Consider the following 19186-nt stretch of genomic DNA (forward strand, 5'->3'; position numbering starts at 1 on the left):
GTCCTCAGTCGCGCTCGTGCTTCGTGGCGCGCTCGATGAACGCCTCGACCATGTCCTGGGCCTGCATCCGGCCCTGCACCACCTCGGTGACCGCCTCGGCGACGGGCGCGTCGACACCGATCTGCCGCGCCAGGTCGCGGATCGAGGCACAGGACTTGGCGCCCTCGGCGACCTGTCGGGTGGAGGCGACCACCTCCTCGGTGGTCATCCCCCGGCCGAGCTTCTCGCCGAACGTGCGGTTGCGGGAGAGCGGCGAGGAGCACGTCGCCACCAGGTCGCCCAGTCCGGCCAGCCCCATCAGCGTGAGCGGGTCGGCACTGAGCGCCATCGCCATCCGTGCGGTCTCGGCGAGGCCGCGGGTGATCAGCGAGGCGGTCGTGTTGTCGCCGAACCCCAGTCCGACGGCCATCCCGACGCACAGCCCGACGACGTTCTTGTAGGCACCGCCGATCTCGCAGCCGACCACGTCGGTGGAGGTGTACGGCCGGAACGCGCGCGTGTGGACCAGGTCCTGCAGCCGCAGCGCGACCTCCTCGTCGGCACAGGCGACGACCGACGCGGCCGGCTCCCTCCCGGCGATCGGTGCCGCCAGGTTGGGGCCGCTGACCACGCTGATCCGCTCGGCGTCGACGCCGCCGACCTCGGCGATCACCTCGCTCATCCGCTTCAGCGAGCCCAGCTCGACGCCCTTCATCAACGAGACCAGGACGGTGTCGTCGGGGACGAGTGCCGACCACTGCGCGAGGTTCTCTCGCAGGCTCTGCGAGGGGACGGCGAGGACCATCCACTCCGCGCCGTCGAGCGCGCGGGCCGGGTCGGGGGTGGCGGTGACGGTGTCGGGCAGCCGGACGCCGGGGAGGTACTCGGTGTTCTCGTGCTTCTCGCGGATCGTCGTGCAGACCTCCTCACGGCGCCCCCAGACGGTGACGTCGTGACCGGCGTCGGCGAGGACGACGGAGAACGCCGTCCCCCACGACCCCGCGCCGAAGACCGCGACCCGGCTCACGCCCCGCCGTCCTGCGCGCGCTTGTTCGGGTTGCCGTACGCCCGCACCCCTGCCTTGCGGGGGTCGAAGCGCTCGGCGGGCGCCGTCTCGTCGCGCAGCTCGGCGACCAGCGCCGTGATGGCCGCCATGATCCGGTCGGTGGCCTCCTCGAGCACCTCGCGCGACGGCGTCTGGTCCCCGACGCGCTCGCGCAGGTCGTCGAGCTCGACCGGGTCGCCGGCCTTGACCCTGATCGTCTTGCGCGGCAGCAGGTCCGGCTTGCCGTACGGCGGCAGCAGCTCCTGCACTCCCCAGTGCCCGACCGGGACGACCGGGCACCCGGTCAGCAGGGCCACCCGGGCGGCACCGAGCTTGCCGCGCATCGGCCACAGGTCGGGGTCGCGCGTGATGGTGCCCTCGGGGTAGAACGCGACCAGCTCGCCGGACTCGACCGCTCGGACCGCGGCGTCGAAGGAGTGCAGCGCGTCGTGGCTGGCGCGCGCGACCGGGATCTGTCCCGCGTCGGTGGCGACGCGTCCGACGAACGGCACCGTGAACAGCTCCTGCTTGGTGAGGTAGCGGACGATCCGGCCGTGGTCGTAGAAGAAGTGCGCGAGGGTCAGCGGGTCGACGTGGGAGAGGTGGTTGACCGCGACCACGCAGCCCCCGGTCGCGGGGACCTTCATCCCGTCGCGCCAGTCCCGCTTGGTCAGCGCCAGCAGGACCGGCTTCACCACGAAGGCGGCCAACCCGAAGGCCCAGCCGCGCTTCTGGTCCAGACGGCGCTGACGAGCCATGGTGCGCGGGTCTCCTCGGGGGTGGGCGGGACGTGCAGGACTCACCCTAACTGGCACGATCGGGCCGGTGGAGGCGACGACGGGCCCGGTGAGTGATCCGGGCATCGGGTACGCCCTGCTCGTCCCGGTCAAGGACCCCGGCCTCGCCAAGACCCGGCTGGCCGCCGAGGGTCGGCCCGCGCTGGTGCGCGCGTTCGCGCTGGACGCGATGGCAGCGGCGCGCGAGAGCGCGCTCGTACGTCGGGTGCACCTGGTCGGTGACGACGAGGAGCTGACCTCGGCCGCCCGGCTGCTGGGAGTGACGCCCCTGCCCGACGAGGGGGAGGGGGACCTGAACCGCGCCCTGCACCGTGCGGCCGCTGCGGTGGGCGAGGGCGGTCCGGTGGCCGCCATGCTCGGCGACCTCCCGTGCCTGATCCCCTCGGACCTGGACCGGGCGCTCTCGGCGGCGCTCGGCGCGGGCGAGGCGTTCGTCCCCGACGCCGAGGGCACGGGCACCACGCTCGTGGCGTGCGCCGGCCCGTTCCGCAGCGCGTTCGGCCCGGGCTCCCGCGCGGCCCACGCGGCTCTCGGGCTGGCCGAGGTCGGGATCCAGGCACCCACGCTGCGCCGCGACGTCGACACCCTCGCGGACCTCGACGCGGCTCGGGCGCTGGGGCTGGGCCCCCGCACCCGGGCCGCGCTGGAGGCCTGAGGTCAGGAGGACTTCGTCGCGGGCGTCGACGTCGTGGCCGAGGTCGTCTTCTTCGCCGGCGACGTCTTCTTCGCCGCCGTCGACTTCTTCGCGGTGGTCGACTTCTTCGCCGGCGACGACTTCTTCGCGGTGGTCGACTTCTTCGCCGGCGACGACTTCTTCGCCGCGGGCGACTTCTTCGCCGCGGACGACTTCTTCGCCGCGGGCGACGACTTCTTGGCCGCGGACGACTTCTTCGCGGGCGACGACGCCGTGGCGGACGACGTGGTCTTCTTCGCGGTCGACTTCTTCGCCGGGAGCCGGTCGCTGATCGCGCCCGGCAGCAGGTCCGAGGCGGCGGCGATGGCGTTCTCGGGCAGCTTGCGGGCCCCCGAGACGACGCCCATCAGCTCGGCGCCCGGCTTGAACTTCGCGATGGCGGTCGCCTGCGCCTTGATCCGCTCGCCGGTGGCGGGATTGCGTACCCACCGGGCGTCGCGCACCCGCTTCTCGAACGACCCGAACCCCGTGATCGCCACCTTCTCCCCGCGAGCGACCTCGCGCGTGATGGTGTCGAGGACCGACTCCAGCGCATGGGCGGCTGCCTTGCGGTTGCCCTCGAAGCGGGCGGCCAAGGTGTCGATGAGCTCTGACTTGTTCACGATGACTCCTCGTGGATGATGCTCAGCCGAGCGCGGCCGCGCCCGTCGTACGACGGCACGCTAGCGGGTCAGAGCGTCGCAGGCTTCCATGTCGGCCGCGTGGCCTCGAAGGCTGCGATGTCGTCCTCGTGGCCCAGCGTGATGCCGATGTCGTCGAGACCCTCCATCAGGCGCCACCGGGTGTAGTCGTCGATGTCGAAGGAGTCCTCGATCGCCTCGACGCCCTCGCCGGCCCGTACGGTGCGCGACTCGAGGTCGACGGTGACGCTCGCGCCCGGGTGCTCGGCGAGGTGGTCCCAGATCCGCTGCACGACCTTCTGGTCGACCTGCGCGGCGAGCAGCCCGGCCTTGCCGGAGTTCGTGCGGAAGATGTCACCGAACCGGCTGCTGATCACGACCCGGAAGCCGTAGTCCATCAGCGCCCACACCGCGTGCTCGCGCGAGGACCCCGTACCGAAGTCGGGGCCGGCGACGAGCACGGTCGAGCCGGCGTACTCGGGCTGGTTGAGGACGAAGTCGGGGTCGTCGCGCCAGGCCGCGAACAGCGCGTCCTCGAACCCGGTCCGGGCGACCCGCTTGAGGTAGACCGCCGGGATGATCTGGTCGGTGTCGACGTTGCTCGAGCGCAGCGGCGCGGCGACACCGGTGTGGGTGGTGAACTTCTCCATCAGATGCTCCTTCGAGAGTGCCGAGGTGTCGACTCGCGCCTGCTGATCGAGCTCGTACCTCACTCGACCGGCGCGAGGTCCGCGGGAGACGAGAGCGTGCCCCGCACCGCGGTGGCGGCGGCGACCAGCGGCGACACGAGGTGGGTGCGCCCGCCCTTGCCCTGGCGACCCTCGAAGTTGCGGTTCGAGGTCGACGCGCAGCGCTCCCCGGGCTCGAGCGTGTCGGCGTTCATGCCCAGGCACATCGAGCAGCCGGCACCGCGCCACTCGGCCCCCGCGTCCTTGAACACGACGTCGAGCCCCTCGTCCTCGGCCTGCAGCCGGACCCGGACGGAGCCGGGGACGACGAGCATCCGGGTGTCCTCGGCGACCGACCGGCCGCGGAGCACGTCGGCAGCCGCGCGCAGGTCCTCGATCCGGGCGTTGGTGCAGGAGCCGAGGAAGACGGTGTCGACCGCGACGTCGCGCATCGGGGTACCGGCCTGGAGGTCCATGTACGACAGCGCCTTGCGGCAGGCGACCTGGTCGTTCTCCTCCTCGAAGTCCTCGGGCGCGGGCACCGACGCGCCGAGCGGCACACCCTGGCCCGGGTTGGTGCCCCAGGTGACGAACGGCGTCATCGTCGAGGCGTCGAGGACGACCTCCTCGTCGAACACCGCGTCGTCATCGGTGCGCAGGGTCCGCCAGTGCTCGACCGCGGCGTCCCACTCCGCGCCGGTCGGTGCGCTGGGCCGGCCCTGCACGTAGTCGAAGGTGGTCTGGTCCGGAGCGACCATCCCCGCCTTGGCGCCCCACTCGATGCTCATGTTGCAGATCGTCATGCGGCCCTCCATCGAGAGCTCGCGGATGGCCTGCCCGCGGTACTCGACGATGTACCCCTGCCCTCCCCCGGTGCCGACCTGCGCGATCAGCGTGAGGACGAGGTCCTTGGCGGTGACGCCCTCGGGCAGCGAGCCGTCGACCGTGACCGCCATCGTCTTCGGCTTGGCCTGCGGGAGCGTCTGCGTGGCGAGCACGTGCTCGACCTCGGAGGTGCCGATCCCGAACGCGATCGCCCCGAAGGCGCCGTGGGTCGAGGTGTGGGAGTCGCCGCACACGATGGTGGCGCCGGGCTGGGTCAGCCCGAGCTGGGGGCCGATGATGTGCACGATCCCCTGGTCGTCGTCGCCCAGCGCGTGCAGGCGTACGCCGAACTCCTCGGCGTTCCTGCGCAGGGTCTCGACCTGGGTACGACTCACCGGGTCCGCGATCGGCTTGTCGAGGTCGACCGTGGGGATGTTGTGGTCCTCGGTGGCGATCGTGAGGTCGGGTCGGCGTACCCGCCGACCGGCGAGCCGCAGACCCTCGAAGGCCTGCGGCGAGGTCACCTCGTGGACGAGGTGGAGGTCGATGAAGAGCAGGTCCGGCTCGTTCGCCGCCGAGCGGACGACGTGCTCGTCCCACACCTTCTCTGCCAGGGTCTTGCCCACTGCTGCCCTCCTCGACGGTCCGTGCGTGCGACGCTGTGACGCACGCAGGTCACTCTAGTGGTTGCGTCCCATTTCCTGAGACGGCAGTATTGCCATATGGACAAGGGCAGCGGCGTCGGCGTACTCGACAAGGCGGCGCTGGTGCTCACCGCCCTGGAGTCCGGACCAGCAACCCTCGCCGGCCTGGTCGCCGGCACCGGCCTGGCACGTCCCACCGCCCACCGCCTCGCGGTCGCCCTGGAGCACCACCGGCTCGTCGCCCGCGACCTCCAGGGTCGCTTCGTCCTCGGCCCCCGCCTCTCCGAGCTCTCCGCCGCCGCGGGCGAGGACCGGCTGCTGGCCACCGCCGGGCCCGTGCTCGCCCGGCTGCGCGACATCACCGGCGAGTCCGCACAGCTCTGGCGCCGGCAGGGCGACCACCGCATCTGCGTGGCGGCCGTCGAGCGTCCGTCGGGCCTGCGCGACACCATCCCGATCGGCTCCCAGCTGACCATGCGCGCCGGGTCCGCCGCCCAGGTGCTGCTGGCCTGGGAGGAGCCGGACCGGATGCAGCGCGGGCTGGAGAACGCCGCGTACTCCGCCACCGCGCTGTCCGGCATCCGCCGCCGCGGCTGGGCGCAGTCGGTCGGCGAGCGCGAGCAGGGCGTGGGGTCCGTGTCCGCGCCTGTCCGCTCCCCCTCCGGCAAGGTGATCGCCGCCGTGTCGGTCTCCGGGCCGCTGGAGCGGCTCTCGCGCCAGCCCGGCCGGATGCACGCACCGGCCGTTCTCGCCGCCGCCGAGCGGCTCTCCGAGTCGCTGCGCCGCGCCGCGGCCGACTGAGCAACCCCCACGAGCGCCGGGCCGGCAGCCGTCTGGGCTACCCCTGGGCCGCGAGCGCCGGGTCCTGGCCGGTGTCGGCGAGGATCTGCGTGACCCGGCCCGAGCCGAGCACCTCGGCAAGAAAGGCGCTGACGTAGGACAGCGCGGCGTCGCGCCCGCGCGGCACGGCCATCGCCTGCCCGATCGCGGTGAACCGGTCCGCGAGCACCCGGTGACCCGCGTGGGCCGCGGCCGCGCGGTCGAGCGGCTGGCGCACGCCGGCGACCACATCCGTCTCCCCGGCGAGGTACGCGTCCACGGCCGCGGGCGACGTGTCGTACCGGACCAGCTCGACGTGCTCGGCGGTGCGGCTCAGCGCGAGGTCGTACGCCGTCCCCTGCCCCACCGCGACCCGGACACCCGGGGCGTCGACCTCCGCGCAGGCGGCGCAGGAGGAGGCCTGCGGCACCAGGTAGGTGCCCTCGATCTCGACGTACGGCGCGGTGAAGGCGATGGTCTCCGCGCGCTTGGGGTCGACGGCGAGGAAGGCGAGGTCCCAGGGTGCGTCGGCGAGGGCGGCGGTGACCTGACCCGCCGAGGAGTACGTCGCGAAGTCGATCTCCGCCCCGAGCCGCTCGGCCAGCTCGCGGGCCAGCACGGCCGAGATGCCGCCGGGCGTGCCGTCAGCCTGCTCCTGGGCGAGCACGATGTTGCCGTAGTTGATCGCCACGCGCAGCCGCCCGGTCGGGGCGATCTCGGCCAGCAGGTCGGGGTCCGTCACGGCGAGTCTCCTCAGAAGAGCGCGTGCTGCTCGTGGGCGAGCAGCCACTGCTTGCGGTCGAGGCCGCCGGCGTAGCCGGTCAGCCGACCGTCCGCGCCGACGACGCGGTGGCAGGGCACCACGACCGGGATCGGGTTGCGGCCGTTGGCCAGCCCGACCGCACGGGCGCCGTGGCCGGTGAGGCCGAGGGTGAGCGCGAGGGCACCGTACGACGTGGTCTCGCCGAACGGGATCCTCGCCAGCGCGGCCCAGACCCGCTCCTGGAACGCGGTGCCACCGGCCGCCAGCGGCAGGTCGAAGGCGTCCAGCGTGCCGGCGAAGTAGGCGTCGAGCTGCTCGCGCGCCCTGCCCAGCACGCCGTACCCGTCGGCACGGTCACCGACCGGGCGTCCGACGGCGTTGGTCCACGGGTCGAACTCGATCGCGGCGACCGCCTCGCCGGCGCCGGGCGAGGTGACCACGCGCAGCGGCCCGACGGGCGAGTCCACGCTGGTCCACACGGCCGCGACCCTACGTCGTCGCGACCAGCCAGAGGTGGGTGAGTGCGAGCGACCGGTACGGCCGCCACCCGGGGGACGCCGCGACCACGGCGGGAAGGTCGGTGCCCAGCCGTTCGGCGGCGCGTCGTACGCCGATGTCGGTCGGCAGGAACGCGTCGGGGTCCCCGAGCGCGCGCAGGGCGAGGTGCGCGACCGTCCAGGGCCCGATGCCCGGCTGGGCGAGGAGGTCCGCACGCAGCGTCGGCGAGTCCAGGTCGAGCTCGCCGTCGGCGACCGCGCGAGCGAGCCCGACCAGCGCCCGGCCGCGGGCCCGGGGCATGGCGAAGTCCTCGGGCGTCAGCCGGGCGACCGCCTCGGGCGAGGGGAAAGCGTGCGTCACCGGGCCCTCGCGGGCGATCTCCTCCCCCACCGCGGCGACCATCCGCGCCGTCAGGGTGCGCGCCCCCTTCACCGACACCTGCTGGCCGAGGACCGAGCGGACCAGCACCCCGAAGACGTCGTCGTCGACGTGCACCCGCAGCCCGGGCGTCGCCCTCACCAGCGGCGCCAGCAGGGGGTGGGCGCCGAGCGCCGCGTCCGCCGGCGCCGGGTCGTCGTCGGCCCCGGCCATGCCCCGCGCCCAGTCCAGTGCGCGGCCCTCGTCGCGCGGGTCGCCCTGCCAGTCGACCGCGACGTGGTCGTCGTGGGCCGTCAGCGCGACGACGCCGGGACCGTGCGGCCCCCGCAGGCTGCGGTGGTACGTCGCGCCCACCATCGCCTCGACGCCCTCGACGCAGCCCATGGCCCAGAAGTGGGTCAGCGCACCGGCCGCGAACGGCCGCGTGACCTCGAGCCGGGGCATGGGACCAAAACTAGCCAGGCGGCCGGTCCGCGCGGGACCGGCCGCCTGGCCTGAGCTGATCTGCTGCGTACCCCCGACCGGATTCGAACCGGCGCTACCGCCGTGAGAGGGCGGCGTGCTAGGCCACTACACAACGGGGGCCCGATGGTGATGCTGTGTTGCTGAGCAACCGTTGAACCGTACCGTCGCAGCGACGGAGCGGCCAAATCGGCTTCTCGCTGGGGTACTAGGACTCGAACCTAGACTAACTGGACCAGAACCAGTCGGGCTGCCAATTACCCCATACCCCATGGGATCTCGGCCCCTCGGTCACGCTCGGCGACCATCAGGACCGGGAGCAGACGTTACACGTCCACGCACGTCGCCACCAATCGCCCGATCACGCCGTCACGGTGGCGGCGCGCGTGGTCCGGTCGACCAGGCCGAGCCGCCGGAAGACCGCGAGGACGAGGACCAGGTAGAGGCCGTTCTGCACCACCGTGACGACGATGTTCGACCACGGCACGGAGCTCACGGTGAGCGACTCGGTGACGTCGCCGACGGCCAGGGCGAGCCCGAAGGCGACGATGTTGTTCAGCACGTGCAGCGCGATGCCGGCCTCCAGCCCGCCGGTGCGGACGACGAGGTAGCCGGCGAGCAGACCGAAGGCGAACCGGTCGACGAACAGCGGCGGGTTCTGGGCGCCGTGGGCCAGCGCGAAGACCAGCGCCGTACCGACCACGGCCACGGCGCTGCCGAACCGCGTTCCCGTGACCGCCCCGATCGCCTGCATCAGGTAGCCCCGGAAGACGAGCTCCTCCCCCACCGCCTGCAGCGGGGTCGTGAGCAGGATGACCAGCGCCAGGGCGACCTTCGTGCCGTCCCAGGCGCCGCCGTCGGCCGTCGCCGACGGGGTCGTCTCGTTCGCGCCCGGAAGCAGCGCGCCGACGAGCAGCGAGACGAGGAGGACGACCACCGAGAGCCCGACGCACGCCCCGAGCAGCCGCCACCGCACGCGCCCGGCCACCGAGGTGAGGAACCCCGGCCGCAGCCGGTGCACCCAGGCCGTCAGCGCGATCGCGACGAGCGTGCCGGAGGCCAGCGTCAGGTTGAGGTAGAGCATGCCCGCGGGCGTGACCGGGTCGAGCGAGGCGGCGTCGGAGTACGCCGCCACGAAGCCCTGCCCCGTGAACGCCGTCTGCACGAGCACGGCCAGTGGCAGCAGGGTGATCCCGAGCACCAGCGACGCCACCACGAACACCGCGAGGAGCAGGGCGACGGCACCGAGCACCGGCTGCCAGACGGCGTACGACGGCGTCCGCTGCAGCTGTGCGTAGCCGGTGCCGGGAGCCGGCTCCTGCGTGCTCACCCGGCGGCGACCTCGAGCGCACCGTCGAGCCGGGCCAGGGACTCGTCGCGACCGAGCAGCTCGAGGCTCTCGAACAGCGGCGGGGAGACCCGGCGTCCGGTGACGGCGACGCGCACGGGACCGAACGCGTTGCGTGGCTTCAGCCCGAGGCCCTCGACCAGCCGCTCGCGCAGCGCGGCCTCGATCGCCTCGGTGGTCCACTCCCCCAGCGCGGCGAGCGCCTCCCGCGAGGCACGCACCACCTCCTGGCCGGCCTCGTCGAGCAGCTTGGCGACGTCGGCGTCGTCGTACTCGACCGTGTCGGCGAACAGGAAGCCCAGCATCGGCGCGGCCTCGGTCAGCTTGTTGATGCGCTCGTGCACCAGCGGGACCGCCGCGGCCAGCAGCGCGGACTGCTCGTCGGTGACGGGATCGGCGAGCACGCCGGCGCCCTGGAGGTACGGCACGATCCGCCCGGTCAGCTCCTCGGTCGAGAGCATCCGCATGTGGTCACCGTTGATCGCCTCGGCCTTCTTGAGGTCGAAGCGGGCGGGGTTGGGGTTGACCCGAGCGATGTCGAAGGCCTCCACCATCTCGGCGACCGTGAAGACGTCGCGGTCCTCGGCGATCGCCCAGCCCAGCAGCGCGAGGTAGTTCAGCAGCCCCTCGGGCAGGAACCCGTCGTCGCGGTACATGAACAGGTGGGCCTCGGGGTCGCGCTTGGAGAGCTTCTTGTTGCCCTCGCCCGTCACCAGCGGCAGGTGGCCGAAGGCCGGCACCGCCGCGGAGAGCCCGAGATCGACCAGCGCCCGGTGCAGCGGGATCTGGCGCGGCGTGCTGGAGAGGAGGTCCTCGCCGCGGATCACGTGGGTGATCCCCATGGTGGCGTCGTCGACGGGGTTCACGAGGGTGTAGAGCGGGTCGCCGTTGGCTCGGCAGAGCGCGAAGTCGGGCACGTGCGCGGTCTCGAAGGTGACCTCGCCGCGCACCAGGTCGTCCCAGGTGACCGACCCGTCGGGCATCCGGAACCGCACGACCGGCCGCCGCCCCTCGGCCTCGAAGCGGCTCACCTGCTCCGGGCTCAGGTCGCGGCAGAAGCCGTCGTACCCCTGGATCTTCGAGCCGCTGGCTTTGCGCCGCTCGTCGACCTCCTGCGTGGTGCAGTAGCAGTCGTAGGTGTACGACGACTCGCGCAGCCGCCGCAGCGCGTCGGTGTAGACCTCGCCGCGCTCGCTCTGCCGGTACGGCGCGTGCGGCCCACCGACCTCCGGCCCCTCGTCCCAGTCCAGCCCGAGCCAGCGCATCGCGCCGAGCATCCCGTCGTACGACTCCTGGGTGCTGCGCTCCTTGTCGGTGTCCTCGACGCGGAACACGAACGTGCCCCCGTGCTGGCGGGCGAAGACCCAGTTGTAGAGCGCGGTGCGCGCGAAGCCGACGTGCGGCGACCCGGTCGGGCTGGGGCAGAATCGGACGCGGACTCCCTCAGCCACGGCTCACCACCGTGTTCACCAGGTTGCCGATGCCCTCGACGGAGATCTCGACCTCGTCGCCGACCTCCATCGGGCCGACACCGGCCGGCGTGCCGGTGAGGATCACGTCGCCGGGCAGCAGGGTCATCACCGAGGAGACGTAGGAGAGCAGCGTCGGGACGTCGTGGATCAGGTCCGCCGTGGACCCGTCCTGCTTGAGCTCGCCGTTGAGCCAGGTCCGCACGCGGCGCCCCTCGGCGAAGTCGTTCGGGTCCAGGTCGGTCTCGATCCAGGGACCGAGGGGGCAGAAGGAGTCGAAGCCCTTGCCGCGGGTGAACTGCACGTCGCTGCGCTGCAGGTCGCGCGCCGTGACGTCGTTGCCGACGGTGTAGCCGTGGATCACGTCCGTGGCCTTCTCCGGCGGGACGTCGCGGCAGATCCGCCCGATCACGACGGCCAGCTCGCCCTCGAAGTGCACGTTGCTGGACTGGGTCGGGTAGAAGACCGGGTCGCCGGGACCGACCACCGAGGTGTTCGGCTTGAGGAAGAGCAGCGGCTCCTTCGGCGGCTCCGGGTCGTCGCCCGTGGCCATCTCGGCGGCGTGCGCCGCGTAGTTCTTGCCGATCCCGACGACCTTGCTGCGCGGCAGCACCGGCGCGAGGAGGCGTACGTCCTCGAGCTTCAGCTGCTGCTCCAGCGGCTTGACGCCGACGTAGAGCGGGTCGCCGGCCAGCGGCACGACCACGCTCTCGGGATCGGGGACGCCGTTCTCGTCGACCTCGCCGGTCACGACGGCGTACTGCGGGTCCTCTCCGGTGGTGAATCTCGCGATGCGCACGTGCTCGACCCTAGCCAGTGGCCGTCCGCGCGAGCGACGAGGCGGTCGAGCACGGGTGGTTGAGCAGCGAGCGCGTCGAAACCACCCCACCCACCGACCTGCCGTTGGTCTCGACGTCCTCCCTCGCTAGCGCTCGGTCAGGCTCGACCACCTCCCGCGCGGCGAGCGCCAGCGCGATGTCCTGAGCCTGTCGAAGGGAGCGCGTCGACACCACCCTCGACGCACGCTCAGCCGAGGGCGAACGGGTCCCGGGTGCCCCCGGTCAGCTCCACCATCACCGACTTCGTCAGGAGGTACTCGTCGACCGCCTCGATGCCGTTCTCGCGTCCGATCCCGGACTTCCCGAAGCCCCCGAAGGGCATGTTCGGCGCGACCACGCGGTAGGCGTTGACCCACACCGTGCCGGCGTTGATCCGCGCGGCCACCCGGTGCGCGCGGTGCACGTCCTTGGTCCACACGGCGCCGGCGAGGCCGTAGTCGGTGTCGTTGGCCAGTCGGATCGCGTCGTCCTCGTCGGTGAAGGTGTACGCCGAGAGCACCGGCCCGAAGACCTCCTCCTTGACGATCGTCGCCTCGGGGTCGGCGACCACGACGGTGGGTCGTACGAACAGCCCACCGAGCTCCTCGTTGGGCCCACCGCCGGCGGCGATCGTCCAGCCCTCGTCCCGAGCGCCCTGGAGGTAGCCGAGCACCTTCTCGTACTGCGGCTGGTTGGCCACCGGGCCCATCTCGGTCTCGGCCTCGGTCGGGTCGCCCTGGACGATCGTGTCGGCCCGCTCGGCGACCTTGGTCACCAGCTCGTCCTTGACCGACTCGTGCACGATCAGCCGCGACCCGGCCATGCACGTCTGGCCGGTGGCCGCGAAGACGCCGGCGACCAGCCCGTTGGCCGCGGCGTCGAGATCGGCGTCGGCGAAGACCACCTGCGGCGACTTCCCACCCAGCTCGAGGGTGACCTTGTTGATGTTGGCCGCCGCCGCCTTGGCGACGGCCGCACCGGTCGCTGTCGAGCCGGTGAACGCGACCTTGTCCACGCCCTCGTGGCCGGCCAGCCGTTCCCCGGTCGAGCGGTCCCAGCCGGTGACGACGTTCAGCACGCCGGCGGGCAGACCGGCCTCGTGCAGCACCTGCGCGAAGGCGACCGTCGAGGCCGGGGAGTGCTCCGACGGCTTGCACACGCAGGTGCAGCCGGCGGCCAGGAGCGGGGCGAGCTTGAACGTGAGCAGCAGCAGCGGGGAGTTCCACGGCGTGATCGCGCCGACGACGCCGACCGGCTGGCGCAGCGTGTAGCCGAAGTATGTCTGCGGCGCGAGCTGCGGCACGACTCGACCCTCGAGCTTGTCGGCCAGGCCGGAGAAATAGGTGTACCAGTTGGCCAGGCCGGTGAGCTGCCCGCGCATCTCTCGCATCAGCTTCCCCGAGTCGCGGACCTCCAGCAGCGCGAGGCGCTCGGCGTTCTCGGTGATCGCGGTGGCGACGTCGCGCATGATCGTGGCGCGCTCGAAGCCGCTCTTCGCACCCCACTCGCCCTCGAAGGCGGCGCGGGCCGAGGCGACCGCGCGGTCGACGTCCTCGGGGCCACCGTCGGCGAGCGTGGCCCATGGCTGCCCGGTGTAGGGGTTCTGCGAGGTGAAGGTGCGCCCCGACCGCGCGTCGACGACCTTCCCGTCGATGAACAGGCCGAAGGTCTCCAGGTCGGTGCGCTCGCTGGTGGTGGTCACAAGATCTCCTCGGGTCCGGGACTGACCCGATCGACGTTAGGCACTGATCCGGGCGGCGGATATCCGCTCGGCGCCCGCCGCGGTCACCTCAGCGCAGCAGCCCGGCCCAGGTGTCAGCCCAGGTGTCCGCCGAGAGACCTGCCACCGGGCCGGCCCGGCAGGTCAGCGCAGCAGCGTGCGGCTGGGCAGCTCGCCGGTGTGGCGGCGGTACTGCTGGGCGAAGCGGGACTGGTGGAAGAACCCCCACCGGGTGGCGACCTCGGTGACCCGGGTCGTCGCGGGATCACCCTCCAGGAGCTCGGCGCGCACCTTCTCCAGGCGTACCCGGCGCACGTAGCTCATCGGGGACTCCCCCAGCCGCTCTTGGAACGCGGCGTGCAGGGTGCGCACGCTGACGCACGCCACCCGGGCCAGCACGGCCGGCGTGAGCTCGGTGTCGGCGTGCTCGTCGACGTATGCCACCACGGGCGCGAGCCGCCCCAGCCGCGTGCTGTCGTCGTGGCCCCGCAGGGCGTCGCTGAACTGGTGGTGCCCGGCCATCAGCAACCGGGTGAGGACGTACGACTCCAGCTGGGTGCGGGCCAGGGTCGCCTCCAGGGCACCCGGGCGGTCCAGCTCGGCGGCGAGGAACGCGACGCTGCGCAGCAGGGCCTGCCCCTCCTCGCCCGTGAGGTCCAGGGCCAGGTCGAAGCGGACGGGCTCGGAGACCGGGCGCCCGAGCAGGTCGCAGAGGTGGCTCTCCATCCGCGCGCGCGAGACCTTGAGGATCAGCTGCTCGGCGTCACCGGACCAGCGGACCGTGGTGTCCTCGGTCGGGGTGAGCACCGTGCCGCCCTGGTGCGGCCGGGTGTGCGCCACCGCGCCGTCGCTGCGGTCGGCCCAGGTCTGGCCCGCGACGTCGAGGTTGACGTGGTAGCAGGACTCCGTGGCGGGCATGTGCAGCGCCGTCTCGCCGCCGTACGTCAGGTAGCCCAGGGTCAGCACGGGGTCGCTGACCGCGTTGAGTCGCATGTCGATCTCGTCGCGGCGCCCGTCGAGGCGGTGCGGGAGGTAGACGCGCGTGACCGCCTCCCGCGCCTCCTCCAGGCTGTGGGTGTGCACCACCGGTGAGCCGGCCAGTGCTTCGATCACGCTCCACCTCCGCCGTGTGACTCCGCTCACGCACGATGCTATCGGGCGGGTCTCACCGGCCGAGCAGGTCCAGCGCCGCCCCTGCGACGGCACCGGCGTCGAGCCGGTGGTGGGCGTACGCGTCGGCAAGCCCCGAGGAGTGGCCGAACTCGCTCACCCCGAGGCAGCGGATCCGGTCACCGCGCGCGCCGGCCAGGAAGGCCAGGGTGTGCGGGTGGCCGTCCTGCACCGTGACCAGCGGGGTGGGGTGGCCGGGCGGCAGCAGCAGGTCCAGCACCCCGGAGCCGTCACCCGCGTCGCGGCTGCCGCGCTGCTGGAAGGACCGGAACACCAGGTCCGGGCTGGTCAGGCAGATCACGCCGGCACGTACTCCACGCTCGCCGAGCAGGTCCGCCGCCGCCAGCACCTCCGGGAGCACCGCGCCGACCCCGACGAGGGTGACGTCGTCCTCCGCGGCCCGGTGTGCACTGAGGCGGTAGCCGCCCGCGACGACCTCCCGTCGCCGGCGCTCACGCAGCTCCGGCTCCTCGGGGACGCACGCGGCGGCCGGGTCCAGCGGGCGCGTGCTCAGCCGGAAGTACGACGACGTCCCCCCAGCCACCCCGACCCGATCCATCGCGTGCAGCAGGCACCACTCCAGGTCCTGGGCGAAGGCCGGCTCCCAGGCCACGCAGCACGGCTGCTCCAGCCCGATCGACGGCGTGGTGACCGACTGGTGGGCGCCGCCCTCCGGAGCCAGCGTCACCCCCGACGGGGTGCCGACGACGATGGACTGGCCTCCGGCGTACATCCCGAACGACCAGGGCTCCAGCGCTCGGGCGAGGAACGGGTCGTAGAGCGTGGCGACCGGGATCAGCCGCTGGTCCCAGCGCGACCAGGTCGCGCCGAGCTCGGCGGCCAGGCCGACCAGGTTGACCTCGGCGATGCCCAGCTCCACGTGCCGGCCGGTGCTGCCCTCGGCCCAGCGCAGCAGCCGCTCGTCGTCGTCGGCGAACCAGTCCCGCCGGTCGGTCGTGGACCACACGCCGGACTTGTTGATCCAGCCGCCGAGGTTGGTCGAGGACGCGACGTCGGGGCTGCAGGTGACCACCCGTGCGGCCACCTCCGGCGCGTCGCGCACCAGGTCGGTCAGGAGCCGGCCCAGCGCGGTCTGGGTGGAGACCGGCTTGCGGTGGGCGTGCCCGAGGTCGCGCGGGACGCGCAGCGTCGGGCGGCCGTCGCGGGCTCGCGCGCGAGCACTCGTCGCCGTACGTCGCACAGGTCCGCGGCGTCGCCGGGCTCCAGCGGCGCCCACGGGTCGTCGAGGTCGGTGCCGCAGTCGTGGGCCAGGGTGCGCATCTGCTCCTCGGAGAGCAGCGCCGAGTGGTTCTGCGGGTGCCCCTCCGTGGGCAGGCCGCGGCCCTTGACCGTGTACGCGAACACGACGGTCGGCCGGTCGTCGTCCACGTCGGCGGCGAAGGTGTCGACGAGCAGGCCGAGATCGTGTCCACCCAGGTCGCGCACCGCGGCGGCGAGCTGCTCGGCGGGCACGTCGAGCACCAGTCGGGTGAGCGCGGCTGCACCGTCCTGGCCGGCCAGGAGTCGGTCGGCTACGTCGTCGGGCGCGACACGGAGCATCCGCTGGTACTCCTCGTTCGGCATCTCCTCCAGTCGCCGGCGCAGCTCCTCACCGCCCTCGCGCTCGAAGAGGGCCGAGACCAGACGCCCCCACTTCAGCGTCAGCACCTGCCAGCCGGCGGCCTCGAACATCGCCTCCAAGCGGGCGATCGCGATGTCGGGCACCACCCGGTCCAGCGACTGGCGGTTCATGTCGACGACCCAGAGCACCTCGCCGAGCCGTGCCACCTGCGGGTCGGCCACCGCCTCCCAGATCGCTCCCTCGTCGAGCTCGGCGTCGCCGAGCAGCGCGACGAACCGACCGGCCGGCTCGACCTCCGGGACGTGGGAACGCAGGTAGCGGTGCGCGATCGCGGCCCACACCGTCGCCGTCGCACCGATGCCGACCGACCCGGTGGAGAAGTCGACGGTGTCGGGATCCTTGGAGCGCGACGGGTACGACTGCAGCCCGCCTTCGGCGCGCAGGGTGGGCAGGTACGTCGCGTCCAGGTCGCCGAGCAGGTGGTTGACCGCGTGCAGCACCGGCGACGCGTGCGGCTTGACCGAGATCCGGTCGCGCGAGGACAGCTGGTCGAACCACAGCGCGACCGCGATGTCGACCATCGACGCCGACGAGGCCTGGTGGCCGCCGGTCTTGACGCCGCTGTCGTCGGGCCGGCCGCGGTTGGCGGCGTCGACGATCGCCGCGGAGAGCCAGCGCACCTGACGCGAGATCAAGCGCAGGACGTCGATGCGGTCGGTCATCGGCACTCCGCGCACGGGCACACCGCAGCCGGCAGCGCACCGAGCACGGCATGGGTGTCGGCGCCGAGGTCCGGACCGACGTGGCTAACGGGCAGCGACCGGTCACCGAGCAGCGGCACGATGCCGGGGAAGGCGACGTCCCGGGTCTCCCCGGCTACCTCGACGGGCAGCTGCTGCACCATGTCGCGGGCGGCGTACTGCGGGTCGGTGACGATGTCGGCGGCGGTGTAGATCGGCCCGGCCGGCACGTCGGCCTCCTCCAGCACGCCGAGCACCTCCTCCCGGTCGTGGGCCCGGGTCCACTGCCCGATCGCCTCGTCCAGTTCGTCGCGCCGCTTCCACCGCTCGTTGTTGTCGGCCAGCGTCGCGTCGGCTGCCAGGTCCTCGCGCCCGATCGCGGTCATGAACCGGCCAAAGATCGAGGCCCCGTTGCCGGCGATGACCACCGACTGCCCGTCCGCGCACACGTAGGCGTTGGAGGGGGCGATGCCCTCCATCCGGCCACCGGTCCGCTGCCGACTGACGTCGTACGCCGAGAGGTCGGGGACCAGAGACTCCATCATCGAGAAGACCGCCTCGTGCAGAGCGACGTCGACGTGTCGGGTCGCCGGACCGACGGTCTCCGCGCCCGCGCGGCGCCGCTGCTCGCGGTCGAAGAGCCCCATCACGATCCCGAAGCCGGCGTACAGGCCCGCGATCGAGTCGCCGATCGAGACCCCGACGCGAGACGGCGGACGGTCCGGCTCACCGACCAGCTCCCGCAGGCCGCCGTAACCCTCGGCGACGGCGGCGAAGCCGGGGCGGGAGGCCAGCGGGCCGCTCTGACCGAAGGCCGAGACGCGGGCGACGACCAGCTCCGGGTTCAGCTCGGTCAGGCGCGCGGCGTCCAGGCCCCACCTGTCCAGGGTGCCGGGACGAAAGTTCTCCAGCAGCGCGTCGGACCCGGCGATCAGCGCCTCGACCGCAGCCAGCCCCTCGGGGCTGCGCAGGTCCAGCTCGACCGACTTCTTCCCCCGGTTGAGGGTGCGGTAGAGCATCGAGGTCTCGCCGGCGTACAACCGCCAGCGACGCACCTCGTCGCCGGTCCTCGGGCGCTCGACCTTGACCACCTCGGCCCCGAAGTCGGCGAGCAGGCGCCCGGCGGTCGGCGCGGCGATGTAGTTGCCCAGCTCGACCACGCGCAGCCCGGCCAGCGGGCGGTAGGGGTCGAAGCCCTCGCTCACGACGGCTCCTCCCCCACGCCGCCGAAGCCACCCGCGCGCCCGAGCAGCGCATCGACGCTGCTGTCCAGCTCCTTCGAGAGCCACGCCGAGACGTCGGTGAGGCCGAGGAGGTCCTGGACGGGCCCGGTCACGGGCACCTCGCCGCGGGTCAGCAGGTAGAGCAGGTCCTCGGTGGCGATGTTGCCGGTCGCGGCCGGCGCGAAGGGGCAGCCGCCGAAGCCGCCGACCGAGGAGTCCAGCGCCACCGGTCGGCCGAGGGTGGCGGCGGTCCAGGCGTTCGCGTACCCCGTGTTCCGGGTGTTGTGGAAGTGGTAGCGCAGCCCGGGGGTCGAGGCGCCCGTCGGCAGCAGGGCAGCGTACGACGTGACCTGGCTGGGCACCCCGACGCCGATGGTGTCGGCGAAGGCGACCTCGTCCACACCCATCGCCAGCACCCGGTCCAGCACCTCGGCGACCCGGTCCACCCCTACCGTGCCGGAGAAGGGACAGCCGAAGGCCACCGCGAGCGTGACGCTCACCCCCATCTCGGCGGCGCGGGCCGTCTGGGTGGCGGCGGCCGCCTGCTCGAGCATCCCTTCGACCGACCGGCCCTGGTTGCGCCGGCAGAACTCGTCGGTGACCGGCACGACGACGTTGATCTCCCGGCACGAGGTGGCGGCGGCGCGCTGCGCACCGCGGTCGTTGAGCACGAGACCGATCAGACGGACGTCCTCCGCGACCACACCGGTCGCGGCCAGCCCGTCGAGCACCTCCTCCGCGCCGGCCATCTGCGGCACCCGGTCGGGGTGGACGAAGCTCACCGCCTCGACGCGGCGCGTCCCGCCGACGACCAGGCGCCGCAGCATCTTCACGCGCGTGGCGACCGGGAGCGTCCGGTCCTCGTTCTGGAGTCCGTCGCGCGGGCCCACCTCGACGATCTCGACGCCGGACTCGGACACGTGC

At 72.9% G+C, this 19186-nt stretch carries 19 protein-coding genes and 2 tRNA genes; 2 read left to right on the forward strand and 19 right to left on the reverse strand.

Annotated features, from left to right (window positions below; translation table 11 throughout):
- Positions 1–4 precede the first annotated feature (4 nt).
- Together IEX42_RS05555 and IEX42_RS05560 are read right to left on the reverse strand one after the other, a co-directional pair.
- Positions 5–1006 carry an NAD(P)H-dependent glycerol-3-phosphate dehydrogenase gene (locus IEX42_RS05555; protein ID WP_188778897.1) on the reverse strand — a complete coding sequence of 334 codons (1002 nt, stop codon included), beginning with the start codon at positions 1004–1006 and terminating at the stop codon, positions 5–7.
- A complete protein-coding gene (locus tag IEX42_RS05560) occupies positions 1003–1782 on the reverse strand; it encodes a lysophospholipid acyltransferase family protein (protein ID WP_188778898.1) in 780 nt (259 codons plus the stop codon). The genes IEX42_RS05555 and IEX42_RS05560 overlap by 4 nt, the downstream gene beginning before the upstream one ends.
- Positions 1783–1870: 88 nt before the next feature.
- Between IEX42_RS05560 and cofC the strand changes: the two genes are divergently transcribed.
- Positions 1871–2476, forward strand: a complete 606-nt coding sequence (cofC, locus tag IEX42_RS05565) for a 2-phospho-L-lactate guanylyltransferase (protein ID WP_229660622.1) — start codon at positions 1871–1873, stop codon at positions 2474–2476.
- A 2-nt stretch (positions 2477–2478) separates the two neighbouring features.
- Here cofC and IEX42_RS05570 read toward each other — a convergent pair whose 3' ends face one another.
- The 3 genes from IEX42_RS05570 to leuC form a co-directional block, all read right to left on the reverse strand.
- Positions 2479–3117, reverse strand: coding sequence for an HU family DNA-binding protein (locus IEX42_RS05570; RefSeq protein ID WP_188778900.1), 639 nt, complete (start codon positions 3115–3117; stop codon positions 2479–2481).
- A 68-nt stretch (positions 3118–3185) separates the two neighbouring features.
- Positions 3186–3785 carry a 3-isopropylmalate dehydratase small subunit gene (gene leuD / locus IEX42_RS05575; protein ID WP_188778901.1) on the reverse strand — a complete coding sequence of 200 codons (600 nt, stop codon included), beginning with the start codon at positions 3783–3785 and terminating at the stop codon, positions 3186–3188.
- Positions 3786–3844: 59 nt separating this feature from the next.
- Entirely contained in the window at positions 3845–5254 is a 1410-nt protein-coding gene (leuC, locus tag IEX42_RS05580) for a 3-isopropylmalate dehydratase large subunit (RefSeq protein WP_188778902.1), read from the reverse strand.
- 96 nt (positions 5255–5350) lie between these two features.
- Here leuC and IEX42_RS05585 point away from each other — a divergent pair, with 96 nt between their 5' ends.
- Positions 5351–6073, forward strand: coding sequence for an IclR family transcriptional regulator (locus IEX42_RS05585; RefSeq protein ID WP_188778903.1), 723 nt, complete (start codon positions 5351–5353; stop codon positions 6071–6073).
- Between the two features lie 37 nt (positions 6074–6110).
- Here the strand turns inward: IEX42_RS05585 and IEX42_RS05590 are convergent, their stop codons facing one another.
- From IEX42_RS05590 to IEX42_RS05650, 14 genes are all read right to left on the reverse strand, one after another.
- The gene (locus tag IEX42_RS05590; RefSeq protein WP_229660623.1) at positions 6111–6833 is read right to left on the reverse strand and encodes a transporter substrate-binding domain-containing protein; all 723 of its coding nucleotides are present in this window, start codon (positions 6831–6833) and stop codon (positions 6111–6113) included.
- Positions 6834–6844: 11 nt separating this feature from the next.
- Entirely contained in the window at positions 6845–7333 is a 489-nt protein-coding gene (locus IEX42_RS05595) for a methylated-DNA--[protein]-cysteine S-methyltransferase (protein ID WP_188778904.1), read from the reverse strand.
- Positions 7334–7343: 10 nt separating this feature from the next.
- The gene (locus IEX42_RS05600; RefSeq protein WP_188778905.1) at positions 7344–8174 is read right to left on the reverse strand and encodes a DNA-3-methyladenine glycosylase family protein; all 831 of its coding nucleotides are present in this window, start codon (positions 8172–8174) and stop codon (positions 7344–7346) included.
- Between the two features lie 68 nt (positions 8175–8242).
- Positions 8243–8315: transfer RNA gene (locus IEX42_RS05605), tRNA-Glu, on the reverse strand.
- Between the two features lie 77 nt (positions 8316–8392).
- A tRNA-Gln gene (locus IEX42_RS05610) sits at positions 8393–8464 on the reverse strand.
- 89 nt (positions 8465–8553) lie between these two features.
- Positions 8554–9522, reverse strand: coding sequence for a CPBP family intramembrane glutamic endopeptidase (locus IEX42_RS05615; RefSeq protein ID WP_188778906.1), 969 nt, complete (start codon positions 9520–9522; stop codon positions 8554–8556).
- Positions 9519–10991, reverse strand: a complete 1473-nt coding sequence (gltX, locus tag IEX42_RS05620; RefSeq protein ID WP_188778907.1) for a glutamate--tRNA ligase — start codon at positions 10989–10991, stop codon at positions 9519–9521. Before gltX ends, IEX42_RS05615 begins: the two co-directional genes overlap by 4 nt.
- Complete coding sequence (locus tag IEX42_RS05625) at positions 10984–11808, reverse strand: fumarylacetoacetate hydrolase family protein (protein WP_188778908.1); 825 nt, start codon at positions 11806–11808, stop codon at positions 10984–10986. Before IEX42_RS05625 ends, gltX begins: the two co-directional genes overlap by 8 nt.
- A 227-nt stretch (positions 11809–12035) precedes the next feature.
- Positions 12036–13529, reverse strand: coding sequence for an aldehyde dehydrogenase (locus tag IEX42_RS05630; protein ID WP_229660624.1), 1494 nt, complete (start codon positions 13527–13529; stop codon positions 12036–12038).
- 162 nt (positions 13530–13691) lie between these two features.
- A complete protein-coding gene (locus IEX42_RS05635; RefSeq protein WP_229660625.1) occupies positions 13692–14660 on the reverse strand; it encodes an AraC family transcriptional regulator in 969 nt (322 codons plus the stop codon).
- A 52-nt stretch (positions 14661–14712) separates the two neighbouring features.
- A complete protein-coding gene (locus IEX42_RS18105; RefSeq protein WP_229660957.1) occupies positions 14713–15864 on the reverse strand; it encodes a transketolase-like TK C-terminal-containing protein in 1152 nt (383 codons plus the stop codon).
- A complete protein-coding gene (locus IEX42_RS18110) occupies positions 15789–17021 on the reverse strand; it encodes a thiamine pyrophosphate-binding protein (protein ID WP_229660626.1) in 1233 nt (410 codons plus the stop codon). Before IEX42_RS18110 ends, IEX42_RS18105 begins: the two co-directional genes overlap by 76 nt.
- Positions 17018–18244: a CaiB/BaiF CoA transferase family protein gene (locus tag IEX42_RS05645; protein ID WP_188778910.1), complete on the reverse strand. Its 1227-nt coding sequence runs from the start codon at positions 18242–18244 to the stop codon at positions 17018–17020. Before IEX42_RS05645 ends, IEX42_RS18110 begins: the two co-directional genes overlap by 4 nt.
- Positions 18241–19182 carry a hydroxymethylglutaryl-CoA lyase gene (locus tag IEX42_RS05650; RefSeq protein WP_229660627.1) on the reverse strand — a complete coding sequence of 314 codons (942 nt, stop codon included), beginning with the start codon at positions 19180–19182 and terminating at the stop codon, positions 18241–18243. Before IEX42_RS05650 ends, IEX42_RS05645 begins: the two co-directional genes overlap by 4 nt.
- Positions 19183–19186: the final 4 nt, after the last annotated feature.

This window comes from Marmoricola endophyticus (genome assembly GCF_014644415.1).
In the GTDB taxonomy this organism is placed as follows: domain Bacteria; phylum Actinomycetota; class Actinomycetes; order Propionibacteriales; family Nocardioidaceae; genus Marmoricola; species Marmoricola endophyticus.